At 55.5% G+C, this 18,723-nt stretch carries 16 protein-coding genes, 1 tRNA gene and 1 riboswitch; of the genes, 12 read left to right on the forward strand and 5 right to left on the reverse strand.

The window, feature by feature from the left end; genetic code table 11:
* The first annotated feature begins 175 nt into the window (after positions 1–175).
* From HMPREF2609_RS05255 to HMPREF2609_RS05275, 5 genes are all read left to right on the forward strand, one after another.
* Positions 176–715 carry a DUF3027 domain-containing protein gene (locus HMPREF2609_RS05255; RefSeq protein WP_239664661.1) on the forward strand — a complete coding sequence of 180 codons (540 nt, stop codon included), beginning with the start codon at positions 176–178 and terminating at the stop codon, positions 713–715.
* Between the two features lie 229 nt (positions 716–944).
* Positions 945–1,649: an iron-dependent transcriptional repressor DtxR gene (locus tag HMPREF2609_RS05260; RefSeq protein ID WP_013397831.1), complete on the forward strand. Its 705-nt coding sequence runs from the start codon at positions 945–947 to the stop codon at positions 1,647–1,649.
* A gap of 666 nt (positions 1,650–2,315) precedes the next feature.
* A riboswitch (cyclic di-AMP (ydaO/yuaA leader) is annotated at positions 2,316–2,499 on the forward strand.
* Positions 2,500–2,501: 2 nt separating this feature from the next.
* Positions 2,502–3,155 (forward strand): C40 family peptidase, encoded by a 654-nt coding sequence (locus HMPREF2609_RS05265; RefSeq protein ID WP_048754131.1) that lies wholly within the window; start codon positions 2,502–2,504, stop codon positions 3,153–3,155.
* Positions 3,156–3,439: 284 nt separating this feature from the next.
* Positions 3,440–4,237 carry an L-threonylcarbamoyladenylate synthase gene (locus HMPREF2609_RS05270; RefSeq protein ID WP_053089321.1) on the forward strand — a complete coding sequence of 266 codons (798 nt, stop codon included), beginning with the start codon at positions 3,440–3,442 and terminating at the stop codon, positions 4,235–4,237.
* 137 nt (positions 4,238–4,374) lie between these two features.
* Positions 4,375–4,623, forward strand: coding sequence for a hypothetical protein (locus HMPREF2609_RS05275; RefSeq protein WP_048752649.1), 249 nt, complete (start codon positions 4,375–4,377; stop codon positions 4,621–4,623).
* An 18-nt stretch (positions 4,624–4,641) separates the two neighbouring features.
* Here the strand turns inward: HMPREF2609_RS05275 and HMPREF2609_RS05280 are convergent, their stop codons facing one another.
* The gene (locus HMPREF2609_RS05280; protein WP_070535395.1) at positions 4,642–5,604 is read right to left on the reverse strand and encodes a DUF4031 domain-containing protein; all 963 of its coding nucleotides are present in this window, start codon (positions 5,602–5,604) and stop codon (positions 4,642–4,644) included.
* Positions 5,605–5,668: 64 nt separating this feature from the next.
* On the opposite strand from HMPREF2609_RS05280, the gene HMPREF2609_RS05285 reads away from it, so the two are divergent.
* From HMPREF2609_RS05285 to HMPREF2609_RS05300, 4 genes are all read left to right on the forward strand, one after another.
* Positions 5,669–5,741, forward strand: a tRNA-Arg gene (locus HMPREF2609_RS05285).
* Positions 5,742–6,054: 313 nt separating this feature from the next.
* Positions 6,055–6,885, forward strand: coding sequence for a DUF6318 family protein (locus HMPREF2609_RS10920; protein ID WP_065425141.1), 831 nt, complete (start codon positions 6,055–6,057; stop codon positions 6,883–6,885).
* Between the two features lie 197 nt (positions 6,886–7,082).
* A complete protein-coding gene (locus HMPREF2609_RS05295) occupies positions 7,083–7,919 on the forward strand; it encodes a DUF6318 family protein (protein WP_246824259.1) in 837 nt (278 codons plus the stop codon).
* A gap of 223 nt (positions 7,920–8,142) precedes the next feature.
* Positions 8,143–8,982: a DUF6318 family protein gene (locus HMPREF2609_RS05300; protein WP_048754128.1), complete on the forward strand. Its 840-nt coding sequence runs from the start codon at positions 8,143–8,145 to the stop codon at positions 8,980–8,982.
* 109 nt (positions 8,983–9,091) lie between these two features.
* Here HMPREF2609_RS05300 and HMPREF2609_RS05305 read toward each other — a convergent pair whose 3' ends face one another.
* The 3 genes from HMPREF2609_RS05305 to HMPREF2609_RS05315 all read right to left on the reverse strand — a co-directional run bounded on the left by HMPREF2609_RS05305 (position 9,092) and on the right by HMPREF2609_RS05315 (position 11,600).
* Entirely contained in the window at positions 9,092–9,793 is a 702-nt protein-coding gene (locus HMPREF2609_RS05305; protein ID WP_246825581.1) for a TANK-binding kinase 1-binding protein (TBK1-binding protein 1), read from the reverse strand.
* Between the two features lie 189 nt (positions 9,794–9,982).
* On the reverse strand, positions 9,983–10,516 hold the full coding sequence (locus HMPREF2609_RS05310) for a GNAT family N-acetyltransferase (protein ID WP_070535398.1): 534 nt from the start codon (positions 10,514–10,516) through the stop codon (positions 9,983–9,985).
* A gap of 235 nt (positions 10,517–10,751) precedes the next feature.
* The gene (locus HMPREF2609_RS05315; RefSeq protein ID WP_070535400.1) at positions 10,752–11,600 is read right to left on the reverse strand and encodes a VOC family protein; all 849 of its coding nucleotides are present in this window, start codon (positions 11,598–11,600) and stop codon (positions 10,752–10,754) included.
* Between the two features lie 146 nt (positions 11,601–11,746).
* Between HMPREF2609_RS05315 and HMPREF2609_RS05320 the strand changes: the two genes are divergently transcribed.
* From HMPREF2609_RS05320 to sucD, 3 genes are all read left to right on the forward strand, one after another.
* The gene (locus HMPREF2609_RS05320) at positions 11,747–14,620 is read left to right on the forward strand and encodes an ATP-dependent helicase (RefSeq protein ID WP_070535402.1); all 2,874 of its coding nucleotides are present in this window, start codon (positions 11,747–11,749) and stop codon (positions 14,618–14,620) included.
* A 227-nt stretch (positions 14,621–14,847) separates the two neighbouring features.
* A complete protein-coding gene (gene sucC / locus HMPREF2609_RS05325; protein WP_070535404.1) occupies positions 14,848–16,014 on the forward strand; it encodes an ADP-forming succinate--CoA ligase subunit beta in 1,167 nt (388 codons plus the stop codon).
* Positions 16,015–16,043: 29 nt separating this feature from the next.
* Positions 16,044–16,961, forward strand: a complete 918-nt coding sequence (gene sucD, locus HMPREF2609_RS05330) for a succinate--CoA ligase subunit alpha (protein ID WP_037236873.1) — start codon at positions 16,044–16,046, stop codon at positions 16,959–16,961.
* 381 nt (positions 16,962–17,342) lie between these two features.
* Here the strand turns inward: sucD and HMPREF2609_RS05335 are convergent, their stop codons facing one another.
* Positions 17,343–18,551, reverse strand: coding sequence for a VIT1/CCC1 transporter family protein (locus tag HMPREF2609_RS05335; RefSeq protein ID WP_070535406.1), 1,209 nt, complete (start codon positions 18,549–18,551; stop codon positions 17,343–17,345).
* Positions 18,552–18,723: the final 172 nt, after the last annotated feature.

The raw sequence follows: 18,723 nt of genomic DNA on the forward strand, positions 1-18,723 counted from the left end.
GGCATAACCGTATCAGGTTTATGGGCCTGCTCCCGCCGAAAAACGCAATATTGCGCTGTGACGGGCAGTATTCACAGCGTTTGCGCAGGTTAGGGTCTGACATGGGCGCATACGGACGAAAACATCACACGAACTCCTCGCCGTCATCGCGCTGGGAGATGCTTTAATAGGTAGTATGTCTGAACAGGTGAACCAACAGCCCGACGAATCTACCGTGCCCACGCTTGAACATGATGCCGAGACAACGGCAGCTGCGCATGACCCTTTCGTCGTTAAGGAAGATGAACTTCCTACCGGGGAACCCACCCTGGGGCCTGCGCATAGGCGCCGTCGCACCACGAAGGTTGACGATATTCTTGCGGAGGCAAAAGATATTGCACTCACCGGGGTTGAAGCTGTTGCACCGCATAACTCTATCGGTCTGGTGCATCATTTGCGCGGCGAAGAAGAGCGCTTGACTACACATCTTTTTGAGTGCACGCTGCCGGGGTACCGCGGGTGGTTTTGGTTTGCGACTCTGTCGCGGGCACCTCGATCTAAGGTCGCGACTATCTGCGAGGTCGGTCTGATTCCCGGTGATGATGCGCTTCTCGCCCCCGAATGGGTGCCGTGGGCGGATCGCCTGCAGGCCAGTGAACGTGATAACAACGGTGCTGAGGAGGCGGGCGCATCCGCTGAGGATCAGCAGGACGCCGAGGATGCCGAAGAGGTTTAGCGTGAGCTTTTGCTGAGAGCCGCCTTGATAGTTTTGCTTTTCGCGGATGTACTCGGAACGATTTTCGAGATGGATTCTAAGGCGAAAAGTTCGCTTCAAGCGACGCGCCGGGGTAATCCGTGGCAAAACTACTTAAAAAGGTACATAATAGTTACTCAGATATAGGTTCGATATAAGGCTAGGCTACGTTTGCTTGGCTGCAGGTTGTATATAAGGGGAATAAGACGGTATGACCGATCTGATTGATACCACTGAGATGTATCTGCGCACCATCCTCGAACTTGAGGAAGAGGGCATTACCCCCATGCGTGCGCGTATTGCGGAACGCTTAGACCATTCCGGTCCGACCGTCTCACAGACCGTGGCGCGTATGGAAAAGCACGGACTACTCACTGTTGAGCCCGACCGTCACCTCGAATTGACCGATGAAGGTCGCAAGAAGGCCGTTGAGGTTATGCGTAAGCACCGCCTTGCCGAGCGTCTGCTCTCTGATGTGATCGGTCTGGATATCGAGTATGTACATGATGAGGCTTGCCGCTGGGAGCACGTGATGAGCGATCACGTGGAGAGGCGCATTCTGGATATGCTCAATCAGCCTAAGTTCTCTCCTTACGGCAACGCTATTCCCGGTCTTGAAGAACTCGGCATCGACAGCGAAAAGAACGACGAACGTACTGTTCCTATGGCGCTTGCTGCCCGTGATTCCGGACCTGAGGATCGCTTCACGATTTCACGCTTCCCCGAATCTATCCAGACGGATATTGACCTGCTCAAGGTGCTTGCCGACGCCGGTATTACCTTTGGTGCTTCGGTGTCTGTGGTCGGCGGCGACAATAACGATGTAATTGTGCGTGCCGATGGCGAAGACGCCTCTATCTCGCTGGATTTGGATGTTGCGAACGCTATTGTGGTCAAGCGCGCATCTGCACTCTAAAGAATGTATCGTTCGCCAGCCGGGCGGTTGTAGAAGGCGGCTGATAGCGCGCCTTCCCGTATAGATCTCATAATTGACCGTGGGGCTTACCGTAGGGTGAGCTCCACGGTTCTGTTATGTCCTGAAATCTCGGGGGTGAGCGGGTGTGAGCCGCGGTTACTCCTTAATATATAGGGGGTGGCTGCCGGATTATACTCTTCGGGACGGTATATCTGTATCGTCGAGAATTTAGCGTGTCATAGTGCATCCATGCCGGATATGCCTTTTGCAGATGCGATGTTCAAAACCAGGTTTTGGGGGATACATCCCAGATATAGCGCGGAAGCTGCCGTAAAACGACAAAACTTTACGGTGCGACTATCAGGAGAAAATTAACGTTCGCGCAGAAAAAAATTTTAAGAGATGTGGATCAACCTTAAAGAAACCTGGGAATGCTGGATATTTGTGCCGATAAAACCCCTAAAATCCGCGGAACGCTGTATAAAACTACTAGTCAGAGGCTTATTTTAGAAGAACAAGTGTTCTTTTCGTAAAGTATTACTAGCTCGGTGTTACGGACTATTTGACACTATTGGGGTGAAAAAGGTGGCGACAAGAGGTGACAACTGAGAGTTTTCTGTGTATTCTCGTTCTGTGTCCAAATCCTAATCGTAAGAGGACACCTTTGGAGTGAATCCGCCGAGTTCTGCCAGCACTTCAAGGAACGTCTACCCATATACGGCAGAAGCGGGGGAACCACTTTTCGGTTTCTCCTTAGGGGAGAGGCCTAGGGGCTAAGTCGCGCAAGTGACCGAGTGAATCCATGCTCGCGCCCGACAGCTTACCTCGTCAGGCAATGGAGGAATATTACTAATGGCTAAGAAGATTGTTCGTAACGCAGGTATCGTTGCTGTTGCTGGTGCTGCTGTTATCGGTTCCAACATTCCCGCAAACGCATTTGCTGAGGTTCCTGCAGCAACCGACTTGAGCTACGACTACAGCAGCTACGAGTACGATTACAGCAGCTACCAGACCCCCGCAACTTCCTACGTTGCACCTCAGGCTGAGCAGCAGACCGAGTACGTTGCACCTGCACAACAGACCGCACAGGTTGAGACTACTTCTGCACAGGCACCTGCTCCTGCAGCAGATAAGACTCCTGCACCCACTACCAACAACGCAAGCCGCGACGCTATCGTGTCTGCAGCTAAGGCTGCTCAGGGTACCGGTTACGTTTGGGGCGGTCGCTCCTACGGTGCATGGGACTGCTCCGGCTTCGTCTCCTACATCTTTGCTCAGCAGGGCATCAAGCTGACTCCTTACACCTACACCATGTCCACTGAGCTTCGCGCAACCGCGAACCCCCAGCCTGGCGACATCGTGTTCACCAACGGTTACAACCACGTTGGTATCTACGTGGGTAACGGCCAGATGGTCTCCGCTCTGAACCCCTCGCAGGGTACCCAGCTGACCCCCGTTGATGGCAATGGTTACATGCCTGTCGATGGTTACTACACCGCTTTCTAATCTCATCTGAGATAGAGAAGACTTAGACAAAGACGGCACCCGTCCAATCGGATAGGTGCCGTCTTTGCGTGCTCTGGAAGGCGTATACATTCTTCTGCCTCCGGTGTCAGACTTAGTGCACACTCATGGCTTGCGTGCGGATTCTAGACGCTTAAGCCCTCACACTGCGGCTCTATGGAAGAAAAACGCGGGAGAGACCGCATCGTGGTCATGTGAGTATCTCATGATGTGACTATATAAAGATAGGCTTGCCTTATCTTCTAGGCGAGTACAATACTTGAACTATGGAAAATACATCATCATCAACTCCCATCCGCGAAGACTGGACGGGCGAGGCATCTCCAACAGCTGTAGCGACCCTCTCAGGTACCGGCGGCCTGATCGTCGCCCCCACAAAGGTTGGCTATATCCTCATGGCTACTGATGGCGAAGGCCTCGAACGTAAATTTGATGCCAAGCTCCGCAAGCGCGAAAAGCCCGGTGTCGTGCTGTGCGCATCCTTAGAACAACTCGATAAACTCGCCCAGATGACCCCAGAAATCCGCGAATTCTACCGGAAACACTGGGACGACGACATTCTTTTAGGATGCATTCTGCCCTGGCGCGAAGACGCTGAAAAGTACCTGCCGGATGAAACGACGAAGGAACTTGCCCGCGATACGCGCGCAACCAGTTGCTTCGTGGTGCGTTTTGGCACCCCCGCAGAACAGATTGTTCGTGCCCTCTGGGAGAATGAAGGGAAACTGACCTTTGCGAGCTCGGCAAACCCCTCGGGCATCGGGAATAAGGGGCGTGTGGCGGGCATTGGCGACCGCATTGAGAACAGCGTAGACGTGATTGTGCGCGGCGATGAATACGTGAAATCCATTCAACCCGATAAGACCGACGAAACACGCCACGAACAGGGCGTGATGGTCTCGATGGTCGATGCCGAGGGCAACCTAGTGCCCGAACAGCACGGTGAACGCGGCGTGACCCCCGCCCCCACCCTGATTCGTAAGGGTCTAGACTATGAAGAGATTATGCGCCATCTGAGCGACTCATTCCCCAGCTGGGATTATCGCCACGGCATGTACTACTAAGCCCGCCTCAGGCTATTTTTGGTAGGTTATACGGGGCGTGCGTCTGATGGTCGATCAGGCGCACGCCCCGTATACGTCTCTAGGCGTGAGGCGAAAATGCATTCTTGCGGGGCAGGATATGCGGGTACCATAGAAGAATGCCAACACAGTTTGAAAGCCCTAAGAACAGCTCCGACCAGGAATTTACGTACCTTGCCATTGGCATGGTGGCGGGTGCGATTCCGGGCATTGTGATCGGTCTGCTCGTCGCGCTGCCGCTCGGCAACCCGGCCATGTGGGTGTCTGTCGTCGGCGGCATAGGCATTATTATCGGTATGGTGAGTGCCCGTATGATCTACCGCAAGAAAACGAGGGCACGAAAAAATCCCCGCAGTGAGCAGGAATAGCTCATCGGTGGGCACAATTTAGTGTGCCTCCTTGGTTGGTTGTTCGCTCAACGCTGGGCGGTAGCCCTCCAGCTCGGTACGGAGGTTCAGACGCGCAGGCGCATCCCAGAGAAGATGTGCGGTGTTTGAAGCATAGATCGCTGTGCGGTTCAGAAAACCTTGCAGAATCGCCGTTCGGCCGCGAGTGAAGGCATCCAGAGTGTAATGAGCGTACTCGGCGCGAACCCCGGCGACATAGCGGGTATAACGCGGGCTATCGGCGGCGAGAATCGCAAGGTCAGCATCAAGGAAGAATGCTGCATCGGCACGGGTAAGCGCGCCAGAGGTATATTCTTCAATACCATCGGTTAATTGGTGAGAAGCCGTGAGCTCTATCAGGTGCGCAATAGCGGTAACCTCGCGGTTCGTGAGGAACCCAGTGCTTGCCAGGGGAGTGAGGGCGGTGCGTGCGAGGTCGGCACTAGCCGCCTCGTCATCGCCGGGGTTTGCCTCGTAGACGGCATCATGAAACCATGCCGCCAGAAGTACCGCCCGCGGGGTTGCGGTGTGGTGTCGTTTGTAAAGGGTCTTGAGCGCGGTGAGCATTTCCGAAAGATGCACGCTCGTGTGGTATTTCCGATGCGGCTGCTCGTAACGCTCTAGCAGATCTTCGCCCAGCGCCGTGTGTCCTGGCAGCAACGACTCCCAGGCGCGCATGAGACGCGGGCGTATTTTGTTAGGGCGTTCCCGCAATGGCACCCGCAGCCCGCTGCCTATCAGGATGCGCGTCAGCTGCGACCCGTTCACCTCGCGCGCACCTGCACGAACCAGCCCCTCGTACCGATACGCGGGAACGTCGTAGTGGTCGGCATCGAAGGCACGCGGACTTATGCCGGTTTTCGCCGCAAAATCGTGAAGTTCCGCCAAAGAAGTGTCAGAAATTAGGTGCGAAAAGACCGTGCCGTGTGCGGGCCAGACGGGCGGGTCAATAAAAATACTCACTCGTCTATTCTAGGGGCGTGTAAGATGCTAAAACCTGTGTGATGCCCGTATAATGGAACGAGTTGCCCCCGTAGCTCAGGGGATAGAGCACTTCTCTCCTAAAGAAGGTGTCGGACGTTCGAATCGTCTCGGGGGCACGGGTAGCGAACCTGCTTGATGCAGCTTCCTCGCGGAGGAGCATCAAGCGGGTTTTATTTTATCTGCAGGGCGCCGTTGCCCGTGTTGAGGGTGCAGAACACCGAAGTATAGACTTGCTTGTACGGTGTTTAATATAGCTGGAACAAATCATTCAGAATATACATTCAATATCTATTACAAGTTAGTAGAACTATAAGGTAGTGTTTTAGATATTATTAATATCACACATGAGGTTGCTGGAGTGAGCTCAGACATAATTCTATGCTAGAAGTGACCGGTTGAACATTGATGTCTGAAAGGAGACTGGTCTCTATGTCCTCTATTGTGAACCGTCGTGCGGTCTTGGGGGTGCTGGGTCTTGGCGCCGGTACCGCCTTCCTTTCTGCCTGTGGTAACTCGGTGACGGGCGGTCAAGGATCCGCTGAATCATCTTCTAGTTCTGCATCGCCAAGTCCCGCACAGTCTAGTTCTTCATCAAGCTCATCGTCGAGTTCAAGTTCCTCAAGCCCAGCAAGTTCGAGCTCCTCCAGCTCGTCAAGCTCAAGCTCATCATCCAGCACGAGCGCCCGCTCCGATTGGAGTGGTGAACCGAGGCTGGATTATGACAGCTACGAGAGCGCAGGCGTGAGTGAGACTGCTACAAAGGAACACCCGGCTCGGAACCTGAAAAGGCCCAAGAAGCCGGATAATATGAACCTGGAATCCACCGAAGGATTCTATTACAGCTTGGCGTATGCTATTGCAGCTATCGACTATGCCCTGAATATGGGGGACGATACCTATGTGCGGATGTCAGGGATGACCGAAAGCGAGCAGGAACAGTTCGCGCGGGAGCATCCTTTAGAAGATATTCGTAACCACACCTACTGGGAAAATGATCCAAGCTACAAGTACACCTTCTTGGACCCGCAGCCTCAACAGAATGGGAGCGAATACACCTGGGACTATAAACTGACTGTTAGCCGCGGTGGTTACTACGTAAGTAACGGCCAGGTGCACGATACCTCGTACTCATCAACGCCAAAGCCGGACGATAAACCTGCCTCGGAATACTACCGGGGAGCGATCACCGGAAAATACACTAACGGCGCATGGGTTCTTAGCGGATTCTTCAACGGTGAGAAGAAGGATTCTTCCTCCTAAGAGATTGATGAAGCGCTAACGAATCTGCGCTGTTCTTTGACAGGATGCTCCTGATCATTCGATGGTCGGGAGCATCTTTATGCGGCGTGTAGAACATAAAGATTCCATAACATTTTGCCGCAAATCCTGAAGTAGGCAGCCCTATACGCTTATTCTGAAAGTGACCGATAAACACCCATACATATCTATGAGAGGCAATGATGTCTTCTATTTTTACCCGCAGAAATGCATTGTTCGTGTTCGGAACCGGAGCCGGTGCGGCACTACTGAGCGCGTGCGGTGGTAATTCCACCGCTGAAAGCTCCGGGTCGGGGAGCGCATCGTCGTCTGATGTATCGCCGAGTGCCTCTTCAAGTTCAAGCTCTTCATCGTCGAGTTCAGCCTCGGCCAGTTCCTCGTCAGCTTCTGAAGCATCAAGCCCAGAGTCCTCACCATCGCAGTCTGGTGCAACCGATATTGATATGAGCGGCAGCTATGGCGGAAAAATTAATTTTGAGTCCGTTCTGGAATACGAGAAATCCGGTACATATGAGCCCGCTACGAAGGAGCATCCGGCAAAAAATGTTCCTAAACCCAAGAAACCTGCCGGTGCGGATGAGAAGTCGCTCAAAGGCCTCCACCTGAGCATCGCGTTTGCGGTTGCCGCAACGCAATACGCCTATAACACGGGGGATTACTCCCTGCTGGAGCAAAGCTCTATGTCGGAACCAGAACGCAATTACTTCTTGAGGGAAGAGAAGGAAAGACTCGATAAAACCCGCGAAGGCACATTCTGGCCGGATAATATTACGATCGAGTATACGCTCACCGAAGAGAGTCCCCGGCTTGAAGGCGATGGCGAATACATATGGGATCGTGAATTTATCGTTGAGTACGGTAAGTTCGAGGTTGTTGACGGCAAGGTTGAGTACCCTTCAGACGAAGACCACGACATGATATATCGCGATAAATTTATAGGTAATCTGACGGCGCAGTATATTAACGGAGCTTGGATAACCAGCGCGGTTGCCAATCAACCGAAGTCTAAGAGCTAAAACGTAAGTGCCCTTGCCTCTGTAAAGGTATTTATCTCCGAAGGACTCTGTTGATCCTTTCGGACTACCTAATGTGCGTGCTGTACTGCTCTATACTCCTGTGCGACGAGTATTGCTGATGATGACGGGAACTTGTGCACTGTGCTGCGCAAAGGGGCAGTGCAAGCCTAAACTTAAACATATACCGATTTGTCCTACACTTCCGATAAGGAGAACTCTACTCATGTCTTCTCTGTTCGATCGCCGAACCGCCTTACTGGTTCTGGGCTCTAGCGCCGGTGCCGTATTTTTATCTGCATGTGCCCCTAAGGTGAATGGGATTGAGGCGACGTCGCCCGCATCCTCTAGTTCATCGTCTTCTTCCAGCTCGTCGAGCTCTAGTTCCTCGTCGAGTTCTTCAAGCTCCAGTTCGTCGGCATCACGTTCAGCGTCGTCAAGCCCGAGCCCGAGTATCGATATGAGCGGCAGCTACAAGGGCGATATTAACTTTGAATCCGTGCTCGAATACGAGAAGTCGGGTACCTTTGAGCCCGCCACCAAGGAACACGCTCAGAGAAACACCCCCAAACCCAAGAAACCGTCGACTATGAACGAAAAATCCGCTAAAGGACTGAGAGACAGTATTGCCTACGCGGTGGCGGCGGTTGAGTATGCGATTAATACGGGTGATTATTCTCTGATCCAGCAAAGCAACATGGATAAAGTGGAGCAGAACTATTATTTAGACCCAGAGACCAAAGAAAAGCTCGAAAAAGTACGCAACGGTAAACGGTGGGTTGATAACGCTAAATTCACATACACCCTAGATACCGAAGTGCCAGATTCTGAGGGTGAGTACTACTCGTGGGACCGCACTTTTTCTGTTGACTATGGTGCGTTTGAGGTCAATGACGGTAACGCAGAAGAACTTGTGCCCGGCGGCGCTAAAGTTACCAAAAAGTTTACGGGACGTCTGCTTGCCGAGTACAAGCATGGTGTGTGGGAGGTTCTAGGGGTCGTTACCCAGATTAAAGAGGAAGGTGAGGAGAGCACAAGTAGTCCATCAGCTTCGTCAAAAGTTTAGCCAACGCTGATCTCGTCTTCCGCGCGGGGTTCTGCGTGAGCCCTCTATAAAAAAGGAACCCTAATCGTGAATTAGGGTTCCTTTTTCATACAGTGAAGACGAGGGGGAGTTATTCTTCGGGTTTACCGTCTGCCTTGGCGTTTGGCCCGCCCGCGATAAAGATGGAGGCCGCATCCTTAATGCTGCGCACCAGCTGGTATGCGATACCCGCCAGAGACAGAAGCAGCAGCGCCCAATCCACAGGTAACAGCACGTTCAGAGCGCCGGGCTGATGCGCGGGGTCGGCGAGCGCCGCATCCAGCATAAAAATCGTGGCAATGTGCACGAGCAGGTAGCCCACCGGAGCCGCCGTGAACAGTGCCCGTAGCACCTTTGACAGGCGTGACGTGTACGCCAGAAACGCCAGCGAAAGCCCAAAAAAGAGCGCAAAAACTATGCCCACCGAACGATGCGCATACGTGTAGGCACCTAGATTGTCGCCCAGTCCGGAGGCGAAGGCGGATAGGGCTTCGGTTGAGGTGACGGGGGAGAGGTCGGGGACTTGGGCGTTCGCCAGCCTGCCGTAGCTTGGCAGCACCCAGAACGCCACATAGGCGCCCAGCAGCAGGGAAATCGTGACTGCCACGTACAGAAAGGTCTTCGAACGCTGCTGTTCGGCGGGTGCGTTCGCGCGCACGGCACGGTCATCCATGACCTGTTTGAGCTCATGAATTTTATGCTCTTGGGGTTTTCGCCCGGACTGCGGTCGGTTCTGTCCCTGCTGCGCCTGCTCGCCGTACAGGCGTTTCTTCTGACCTTGTGATAGACCCATACCTTCCATTATTGCGCAGAGCGACTGGTTGTGTCAGCGTGGGGCCTTTACCAAAAGAATGGGATTATATGCGGGGCAGGCTTCTTGATCTTCTGCCGCGCGACATTGCTTATTTGCTACCGGAAACTGACAGTCGCAAAGTCGGTTATATCCTGACATACCATACCTAGTTTTCTTTACTTGCGCGTATTACTCACCCAGACTCGCAATTGTCCTCTCTCCGCTTTCCCAGTCACTACGGATCACCGCATATCCCATGACATCGCACCTGATACCCTGAACGGTAACTCCAGCTTCTCGATAATGCGCCTCGTGAACCCAACCTGCAGAGTTAAAAGCACGACGCATAGCAATATTGTCGCTTCGTGTATTGCCCTCAACGCGGATAATGGAGCATTTGGATTCAAAAATAAGGTCAGTTAGCTTAATGAGCGCAATACTCCCGAGCCCTTGATTTCTATATTTCGCTGCCATACGCATATCTATTTCTGCTGTGGAATCTTGCAGTCCGTGCACTATGGCAATACCGACGTGCTCTCCATCGTTGTGAATAAAGGCAACACGGTTATTAGGTTCCGAGAATTCCTGCTCTTCAAACCGGCGTATGAGGCTCTCATGCGATACTTTATGTTCAAGATGGAATGGCCAATCGCTGCCGCAGAAAACATTCTCAAATGGTTCCCATTCGTGCTTTATATCTGCCCAACGAACAACACAGTTCATGTTTTTCCTAACTTATTTTTCAGCTCATATTTTGTGTTTCGAGAACGTATGAATCTCATCTTCAACACTGAGCTCACATAATAAAACATAGGAGGAATCAACCGTAATAATCTGATAGTACAGGGTATTACTTTCGGAACTTATACCACCGATTACGCCAAGGGGTTTCATGGTGGAAATTCCTTTTACTATTTACTGAGGAGTCCTCACAGTGGGGTCAGATGATGTCAGTACCCTATAGCTTGGCCAAGTCGATCTTGCCCATGTGCAGGATCTTATCGCGTGTGGCGGCGTCGGCCATGAGCTCGGCGATGTTGTGGGGGACGACCTGCCACGAGACACCCCAGCGGTCGACGCACCAGCCGCAGCGCTCGGCCTCGGGCACAGCAGAGAGCCCCGCCCAGTAGCGGTCGATCTCTTCTTGGTCGCGGCAGGAGACGATCATGGAGACTCCGGGCGTGAAGGTGAAATCGTGGAAGGTCCCAGAGTCCGTGGCTGCTATCCAGGTGCCGCGCAGGGTAAAGTCGGTGAACATGACCGTACCCGCATCCAGCGGTCCGCCTTCCTCGTAACGGTACAGAGCACCGCGGCGGGCGTTATCAAACAGGGCGATCCAAGCGTCTGTGGCTTCCTCGGCATGAGCGTGATTAGTACCGCCGAACATGAAGGACGGGATAACAAAGGGGCGCGGATCGCCGTCCGGGTCGGTGAGCATGAGCTGCCAGGTCATGCCGAAACGGTCACGAACCCAAGCGTAGCGCGGGGAGAAGGGGTACTCACCCAGCTCCATAAGTACGCCGCCGGTGCTGAGCCGCTCATAGAGCTCATCAAGGTAGGTTCGGGCCTGTTCCTCTCCGCCGAATAAGAGCGGATCAAAGTTCAGAATGCAGCTGATCGACGGGTTCGGGGCATATTGGTTACCGCCGTTGATGAGCGAGAGCCTGAAACCGTGGATGCTGACCGTCGTCACAATCCCAGGCGCCTGCTCGGCAATGGATGCATCGCGAAAAATATCAGTGTAGAACTGTGCTGCTTCGTCGGCGGTGCCGTCGCACCAAATAGCGGGAGTGATGACCTGATCCATCCGGTCATCGTAACATGGGTGCACCGCGCGGTGGGGTACCGCTAAGAGCGAATTATGCGCGGCAAACGGGCGCGATGGGTGGGAGCGAGAGGGCAAATACGGTAGCATGGAATATCGAACGTGTATTCTAGGCAGCGAGGTAGATCATGAGCGAACCCACCAACTCCGCATCCGGCGTTGATCCTGCCGCAGATACCCTCTTTGCCGATCTCGAAAACACGCAGCCGCCCTACGATCCCGAATATGATGCCCATATTCCGCCGGAAGCTAGTTCCGCACCGGAAGAAGACCCCTTCGCCCACGAATCTTTTATGCCAGAGCTCAACCCTGAAGCGGTGAATGCCCAAACCGTCACCGCCCATGAGGATGCGCTCGGCGAGTTCATGCCGCCCGCCTACCGAGTGGGCGGGTACGGAAGCGAGTACAACCCCGAAGACCCTTACGGGGAGCGCACCTATTCGCTCAGCACCATCGACCCCGCAACCCTGATCGACGGGCTTAACGACCGGCAGCGCGAAGCTGTTTTACACGCCGGTTCACCCCTTTTGATCGTCGCCGGGGCTGGGTCTGGTAAAACCCGCGTGCTGACGCACCGCATCGCCCATCTGCTCGCAACCGGGCGGGCAACCCCCGGGCAGATTCTCGCCATCACCTTCACGAACAAGGCTGCGGCGGAAATGCGTGAGCGCATCCAAGCGCTGATCGGCCCGCGTGCACAGCACATGTGGATTTCCACCTTCCACAGCTTCTGCGTGCGCGTGCTGCGCCGAGAAGCCAAGGCGCTCGGGCTCAAATCGACCTTCACGATCTACGATTCGGCGGATTCGCAGCGCCTGCTCACGCTCATTATCAAAGAGCTGAACCTTGATACCAAAAAGTTTGCCCCCAAGGCTGTAGGGCACAGGATCTCCGCCCTCAAAAACGAGCTGGTGAGCGCCGAAGAATACAGTGCGGCAGCCGCGAACAACCCGTGGGAAAAGACTATCGCGCAGATTTACACCGTCTACACTCAGCGCCTTCGCGCCGCGAACTCCCTCGACTTTGACGACCTCATTGGCAAAACCGTGTTTTTGCTCAAGAAGTTCCCCGAAATCGCAAACTATTATCGCCGTAAATTCCGGCATATTCTGGTGGACGAGTATCAAGACACCAACCACGCCCAGTATGCGCTCGTGCGGGAGTTGGTGGGGGCGCATCCGCAGGGAAATACTCGCGAACAGGGGCCGTACCCGGATGCTCCGCCGCCCGGCGAACTGACCGTCGTGGGCGACTCAGACCAGTCGATTTACGCCTTCCGCGGCGCTGACATTCGCAATATTACGGATTTCGAGAGCGACTACCCCAATGCGCACATTATTCTGCTGGAACAGAACTATCGTTCCACACAGAACATTCTCTCTGCCGCGAATGCCGTGATTGAACGCAACCCCAACCGCCGCCCCAAGAAGCTGTGGACGGCATCGGGGGAGGGCACCAAAATCGTGGGGTACGTCGCTGAATCCGAACATGCGGAGGCACGCTACATTGCCCAAGAAATAGACCGGCTTGCCGATGAACACGGCATCAAACCCTCGGATGTGGCGATTTTCTACCGCACCAATGCTCAATCCCGCGCCCTTGAAGAACTGCTGATGCGCGCCGGACTGCCGTACCGCGTGGTCGGCGGCACCCGGTTCTATGAGCGCAAAGAAATTAAGGATGCGCTCGCCTACCTGCGCGCCCTCTTAAACCCGGACGACGACGTAAGCGTGCGGCGTATTCTCAACGAACCTAAACGCGGTATCGGTGCGAAATCTGAGACCGTGGTTGCCGATCACGCATCGGCACAGCGAATTTCTTTCTTCGCCGCCGCCCGTGCCGCTGCTGCCGAGCCGGGGAGTGTGCCGGGTTTGGGCGCTGCCGCCGTGAAAAAGTATGCTCAGTTCGTCAAGCTCATGGACGACCTCGCCCAGATTGCGCGCACTGAATCAGCCGCCACAACCCTAGAGGCGGTACTCGAACAGTCCGGCTATCTCGCCGCCCTGCGCGAATCTAAGGATATTCAGGACGAATCCCGGGTGGAAAACCTCTCGGAGCTGCTGGATGCGATGGTCGAGTTTGAGGCGGAGAACCCCGGCGCGGACTTAGAACAGTTCTTAGAGCATGTCTCGCTGGTGGCGGATGCCGACTCGATTCCGTCCCGGGGTGCCTCCGCCGACGGGCAGACCCCGTCCGCCGCGCAGATTGCTGCTGAGGCCGCAGAAGCGAAGGCACAAGGCATGATCACCCTGATGACCCTGCACACCGCCAAAGGCCTGGAGTTCCCGGTTGTTTTCCTGACCGGGCTGGAACATGGGCTGTTTCCGCATCAGCGGGCGCTGACCGACGAGGGTGAGATGAGCGAGGAACGCCGCCTTGCCTACGTGGGGCTCACGCGCGCGATGCAGCGGCTCTATATCACCCGCTCTGAGACCCGCACGATGTGGGGCAAGAGCCAGTTCAACCCGCCTTCACCCTTCCTGGAAGAGATTCCCGAGGAGCTGATCGAGTGGCGCCGCCTGGGCGGTTTTGCCGGGTTTGGTGCCTCCGGGATGGGCGCATACGCCAACGGTGCCAGCGGGTATGGAGGCTACGGGCAGGGCGGCTATCGCGGGGCGAGCGGATACAGCTCCGGCGGTGGGCGCAATGCTGATGGGCGCGGGTTAGACGGGCGCAGCACGGGCGGCTACGGCACAGGATACGATGAATCCCGCACCCGAGCGAACCGTGAACCATCAACCGCTGAGGTCAATGGTTCGGCTAGCTACGGTTTGGCGGCCGCAGCCAGCGCATCCGGAGCGGTGCGCAACCGTTCGCGGGTGCATCAAGGCAAGGAAATTCCGCAGCTGAAGGTGGGCGATACGGTGCGCCACACCAAGTTTGGAGAGGGCCGAGTTCTCGCTCTGGAAGGCACCGGCGATAAGACCGTGGCGAAGGTGCGTTTTGCCTCCGAAGAGAAGCGGCTGCTGCTGCGGTATGCGCCGTTGGAGAAAGTCTCGTAGACCCTCGATCCGCAGGGTGCATCCGAACACGTGATGCCACCCACAAAAACCGGGTTGATGTGCACCCATAAGTGCACACTAACCTATATTCCGATAAAGTAGAGATGAGAGGATTTCGAAAGCGTTTTCGCGCGCCCGCGCGGGTGCCAAGGCGCATCGTATGAACCTCATGAGACCAGGCCGTCGCACCCCATGCGGCGGCATCACTTCGACGAAGAAGGACACCTGTGGACCTTTTCGAATACCAGGCGCGCGATCTCTTCGCAAAGCACGGTGTACCCGTGCTCAAGGGTATTGTTGCGACCACTCCCGAAGAAGCAAAGGCAGCAGCTGAGGAAATCGGCGGCCTGACCGTCATTAAGGCTCAGGTTAAGACCGGTGGCCGCGGTAAGGCTGGCGGCGTGAAGCTCGCTAAAAACCCTGACGAGGCATACGAGTACGCTCAGCAGATTCTTGGTATGGATATCAAGGGTCACACCGTTCACCGCGTGCTGGTCGCACAGGGCGCTGACATTGCTGAAGAATACTATTTCTCGATTCTGCTTGACCGTGCAAACCGCTCGTACCTTGCCATGTGCTCGGTAGAGGGCGGCATGGAAATTGAGCAGCTCGCCGCTGAACGCCCCGAGGCTCTCGCCAAGGTTGAGGTAGACCCGCTGGTGGGTATCGATTCCGCTAAGGCACAGGAGATTGTTGAGGCCGCCGGGTTCTCTGCTGAACTGCAACCCAAGGTGGTTGAGGTTCTCGTGAAGCTGGGCGATGTCTTCAATAAGGAAGATGCAACCCTCGTTGAGGTTAACCCCCTCGTGCAGACCCCCGAAGGCGATATTCTGGCTCTTGACGGCAAGGTCTCTCTCGACGATAACGCGGAATTCCGCCAGCCCGATCACGTGGCGCTTGTTGATAAATCCGCCGAAAACCCGCTGGAAGCTAAGGCTAAGCAGCACGACCTGAACTATGTGAAGCTCGACGGCGAAGTTGGCGTTGTCGGTAACGGCGCCGGTCTGGTGATGTCTACCCTGGATGTGGTAGCATACGCTGGCGAAAAGCACGGCAACGTGAAGCCCGCCAACTTCCTCGATATCGGTGGCGGCGCATCCGCTGAGGTTATGGCTGCGGGCCTTGAGATTATTCTGGGCGATGAACAGGTTAAGAGCGTTTTCGTGAACGTCTTTGGCGGTATCACCTCGTGCGATGCCGTGGCTGAGGGTATCGTGAAGGCGCTTGAGATTCTGGGCGATTCCGCAACTAAGCCGCTTGTGGTGCGGCTGGACGGCAACAACGTGGAGGAGGGTCGCCGCATCCTCACTGAGGCAAACCACCCGCTCGTGGTGCAGGCAACCACCATGGATTCAGGCGCCGACAAGGCAGCAGAGCTCGCTAACAAGGCGTAATCGCCACCGAAGGATTTATAGGAAAAACTATGTCTATCTTTGTGAACAAAGACTCTAAGGTCATCGTTCAGGGCATCACCGGCGGCGAAGGCACCAAGCACACCGCTCGTATGCTCGCAGCCGGCACGAACATTGTGGGCGGCGTGAACGCCCGCAAGGCTGGCACCACCGTTACCCACAAGGCAAAGGACGGCTCCGATGTTGAGCTGAAGGTTTTCGGTACTGTTGCCGAGGCTATTGCCGAAACCGGTGCAAATGTTTCGATCGTTTTCGTGCCGCCCGCCTTCACCAAAGCCGCCGTGCTGGAGGCTATTGAGGCTAAGATCGGTCTGGTCGTCGTCATTACTGAGGGCGTTCCGGTGCAGGATACCGCCGAGTTCTGGGCTGCCGCGAAAGCTTCGGTGGACGAGAACGGCAAGCAGATTACCCGCATTATCGGGCCGAACTGCCCCGGCATTATCACCCCTGAGGAGTGCCTGGTTGGCATTACCCCGGCGAATATCACCGGAAAGGGCAAGATCGGTCTTGTCTCCAAGTCGGGTACCCTCACCTACCAGATGATGTTCGAGCTCGCCGACATTGGGTTCACCACCGCTATCGGTATTGGCGGCGACCCGATTATCGGCACCACCCATATTGACGCTCTGGAGGCTTTCGAGGCTGACCCGGAGACCGAGGGCATTGTGATGATTGGTGAGATTGGTGGCGACGCGGAGGAGCGTGCCGCCGAGTACATCAAGGCGAACGTCACCAAGCCCGTAGTCGGTTACGTGGCTGGTTTCACCGCTCCCGAGGGCAAGACCATGGGTCACGCGGGTGCGATCGTCTCAGGTTCTTCGGGTACCGCTCAGGCGAAGAAAGAGGCCCTGGAGGCTGCTGGTGTAAAGGTCGGCAAGACCCCCTCCGAAGCCGCTAATCTGATGCGCGAAATCTTCGCCAACAAGTAGCATTTCGCCTGGTTCGGGCAGCTAATAAGACCCCCGGCGGCGCGAGTATTACGCTCGCGCCGCTGGGGGTCTCGTATATAATCAAAGTAATAATTCGCTCCTGTCAACGGCCCTTCACTATCGGGAGAGTGTCAATGGCAGGAGTTTTTCGATTGGGCTTGCGAGGGAGCATAAAACAAAGAACTATTGGAGATGAATAGTCTCTCCATTATGGTTACTCTTTGCGCAATGCTGTATAGCCGATGACCTGATATGCAAGTAGCTAAAGCTGAAAGACTGCTTGGATGCGCCAGTTCCGGATGCCACGTCATATGCGTGGCATTTCGTGTATCGCAAAGGGGCAACGCCGCTGGCGTAGAGAAAGTATGGAACGGAATAGACCTACCCCAGCGTGGTGCCGAAGGCTAGGCCCAGCAGGTAGGTGATGCCCGCCGCGCCTAGCCCGATAAGGATTTGGCGCAGCCCGCGGCGCATCGGGGAAGACCCCGAGAGCAGCCCCACAATACCGCCGGTGAAACCCAGCGCCATGGCGACGAACAGGAGTGAAAGCAGCATCGCCCAGATGCCGGAAAGCCCGAAAATATAGGGCAGAATCGGCACGAGCGCCCCGGATGCGAAGAAGCTAAACGATGCCGCCGCCGCACCAATATCCGTCCCCAGTGCTACGTTCTCTTCCTCGCCTTCCTCATTCGCACGGTGCGACAGCGACGGGTCACAATCGCAGTCGAGGTACCCGAAACGTTCCAGCGCGCGGTGGTGCGCCGCCTCCTCATCCATGCCGCGCGCCCGGTAGATGAGCTCAAGCTCGTTCGCATCAATATCAAGGTCACTCGCCACACGCAGGGTCACCTGGGTCGGCTGGGATGCATCCAAAAGTTCACGCTGGGAACGTACCGAAACGAACTCGCCCGCCGCCATAGAAAGCGCACCCGAGAGCAGCCCGGCAATCCCCGAAAGCAGCACCATAGAGCTGGATGCGCCCGAGGCCGTAATACCGATCGTCAGCGCCAGATTCGAGACCAGCCCGTCGTTCGCGCCGAACACCGCCGCGCGGAAGTTGCCGGAGAGTTTTTCGCGTCCGCTGGTGGCTAGGGCGCGAATGATTTCTTCGTGAATAGCCTCGTCAGCCGCCATTTCTTCGGTGGCATCCGGATCTTCGGCGTAGGGGGAGCGGGATTCGGCCATTTGCGCCATTGCCAGAATAAAGACCGACCCGAAATGCTTCGCCATGAACTGCAAAATCGCCGAAGACAGTGAGGGGCGTGAGGGCTTGCCAGCATGTTCGCCGAGCATATCGCGCCAGTGCTGTTGATGGCGTTTCTCGGCCTCGGCAACCTGCATCAGAATCTCACGCTCTTCGCCCTCGGCGCGCTGGGCCAGATAGCGGTAGATGCGTGCCTCCGATTCTTCATCGGCGAGATAGCGCCGCCACCGCCGGATCTGTGCGTCACTCGGCTGGGCGACGGGGTGGTGCCGTGCAGGTGCGTGCCCGGCCACCGGGGAAGAATCTTCGGACGCGGTGCGAACCCCCTCAGTCTGTGCGGTGAGAAGATGCTCGCTCTGAGTTTTATGCGGTTCGGCCGATGTCATAGATATCCCGGGTAGATTGGTGTGCAACTCACCAGCATAGGGGGTTCGTCCTCGAAAATCTAGGAAAAGGTGCCGGTGCTTTTATGTTCGCTGCGTCGAAAAATATCTTTCCCAGTACCCTCATTGGTACGTTTCTTCATGCGAAAAAGAATTTACAGGTAGCGTGAGAAAC

The sequence above is a fragment of the Rothia sp. HMSC058E10 genome (assembly GCF_001809415.1).
GTDB lineage: Bacteria > Actinomycetota > Actinomycetes > Actinomycetales > Micrococcaceae > Rothia > Rothia dentocariosa.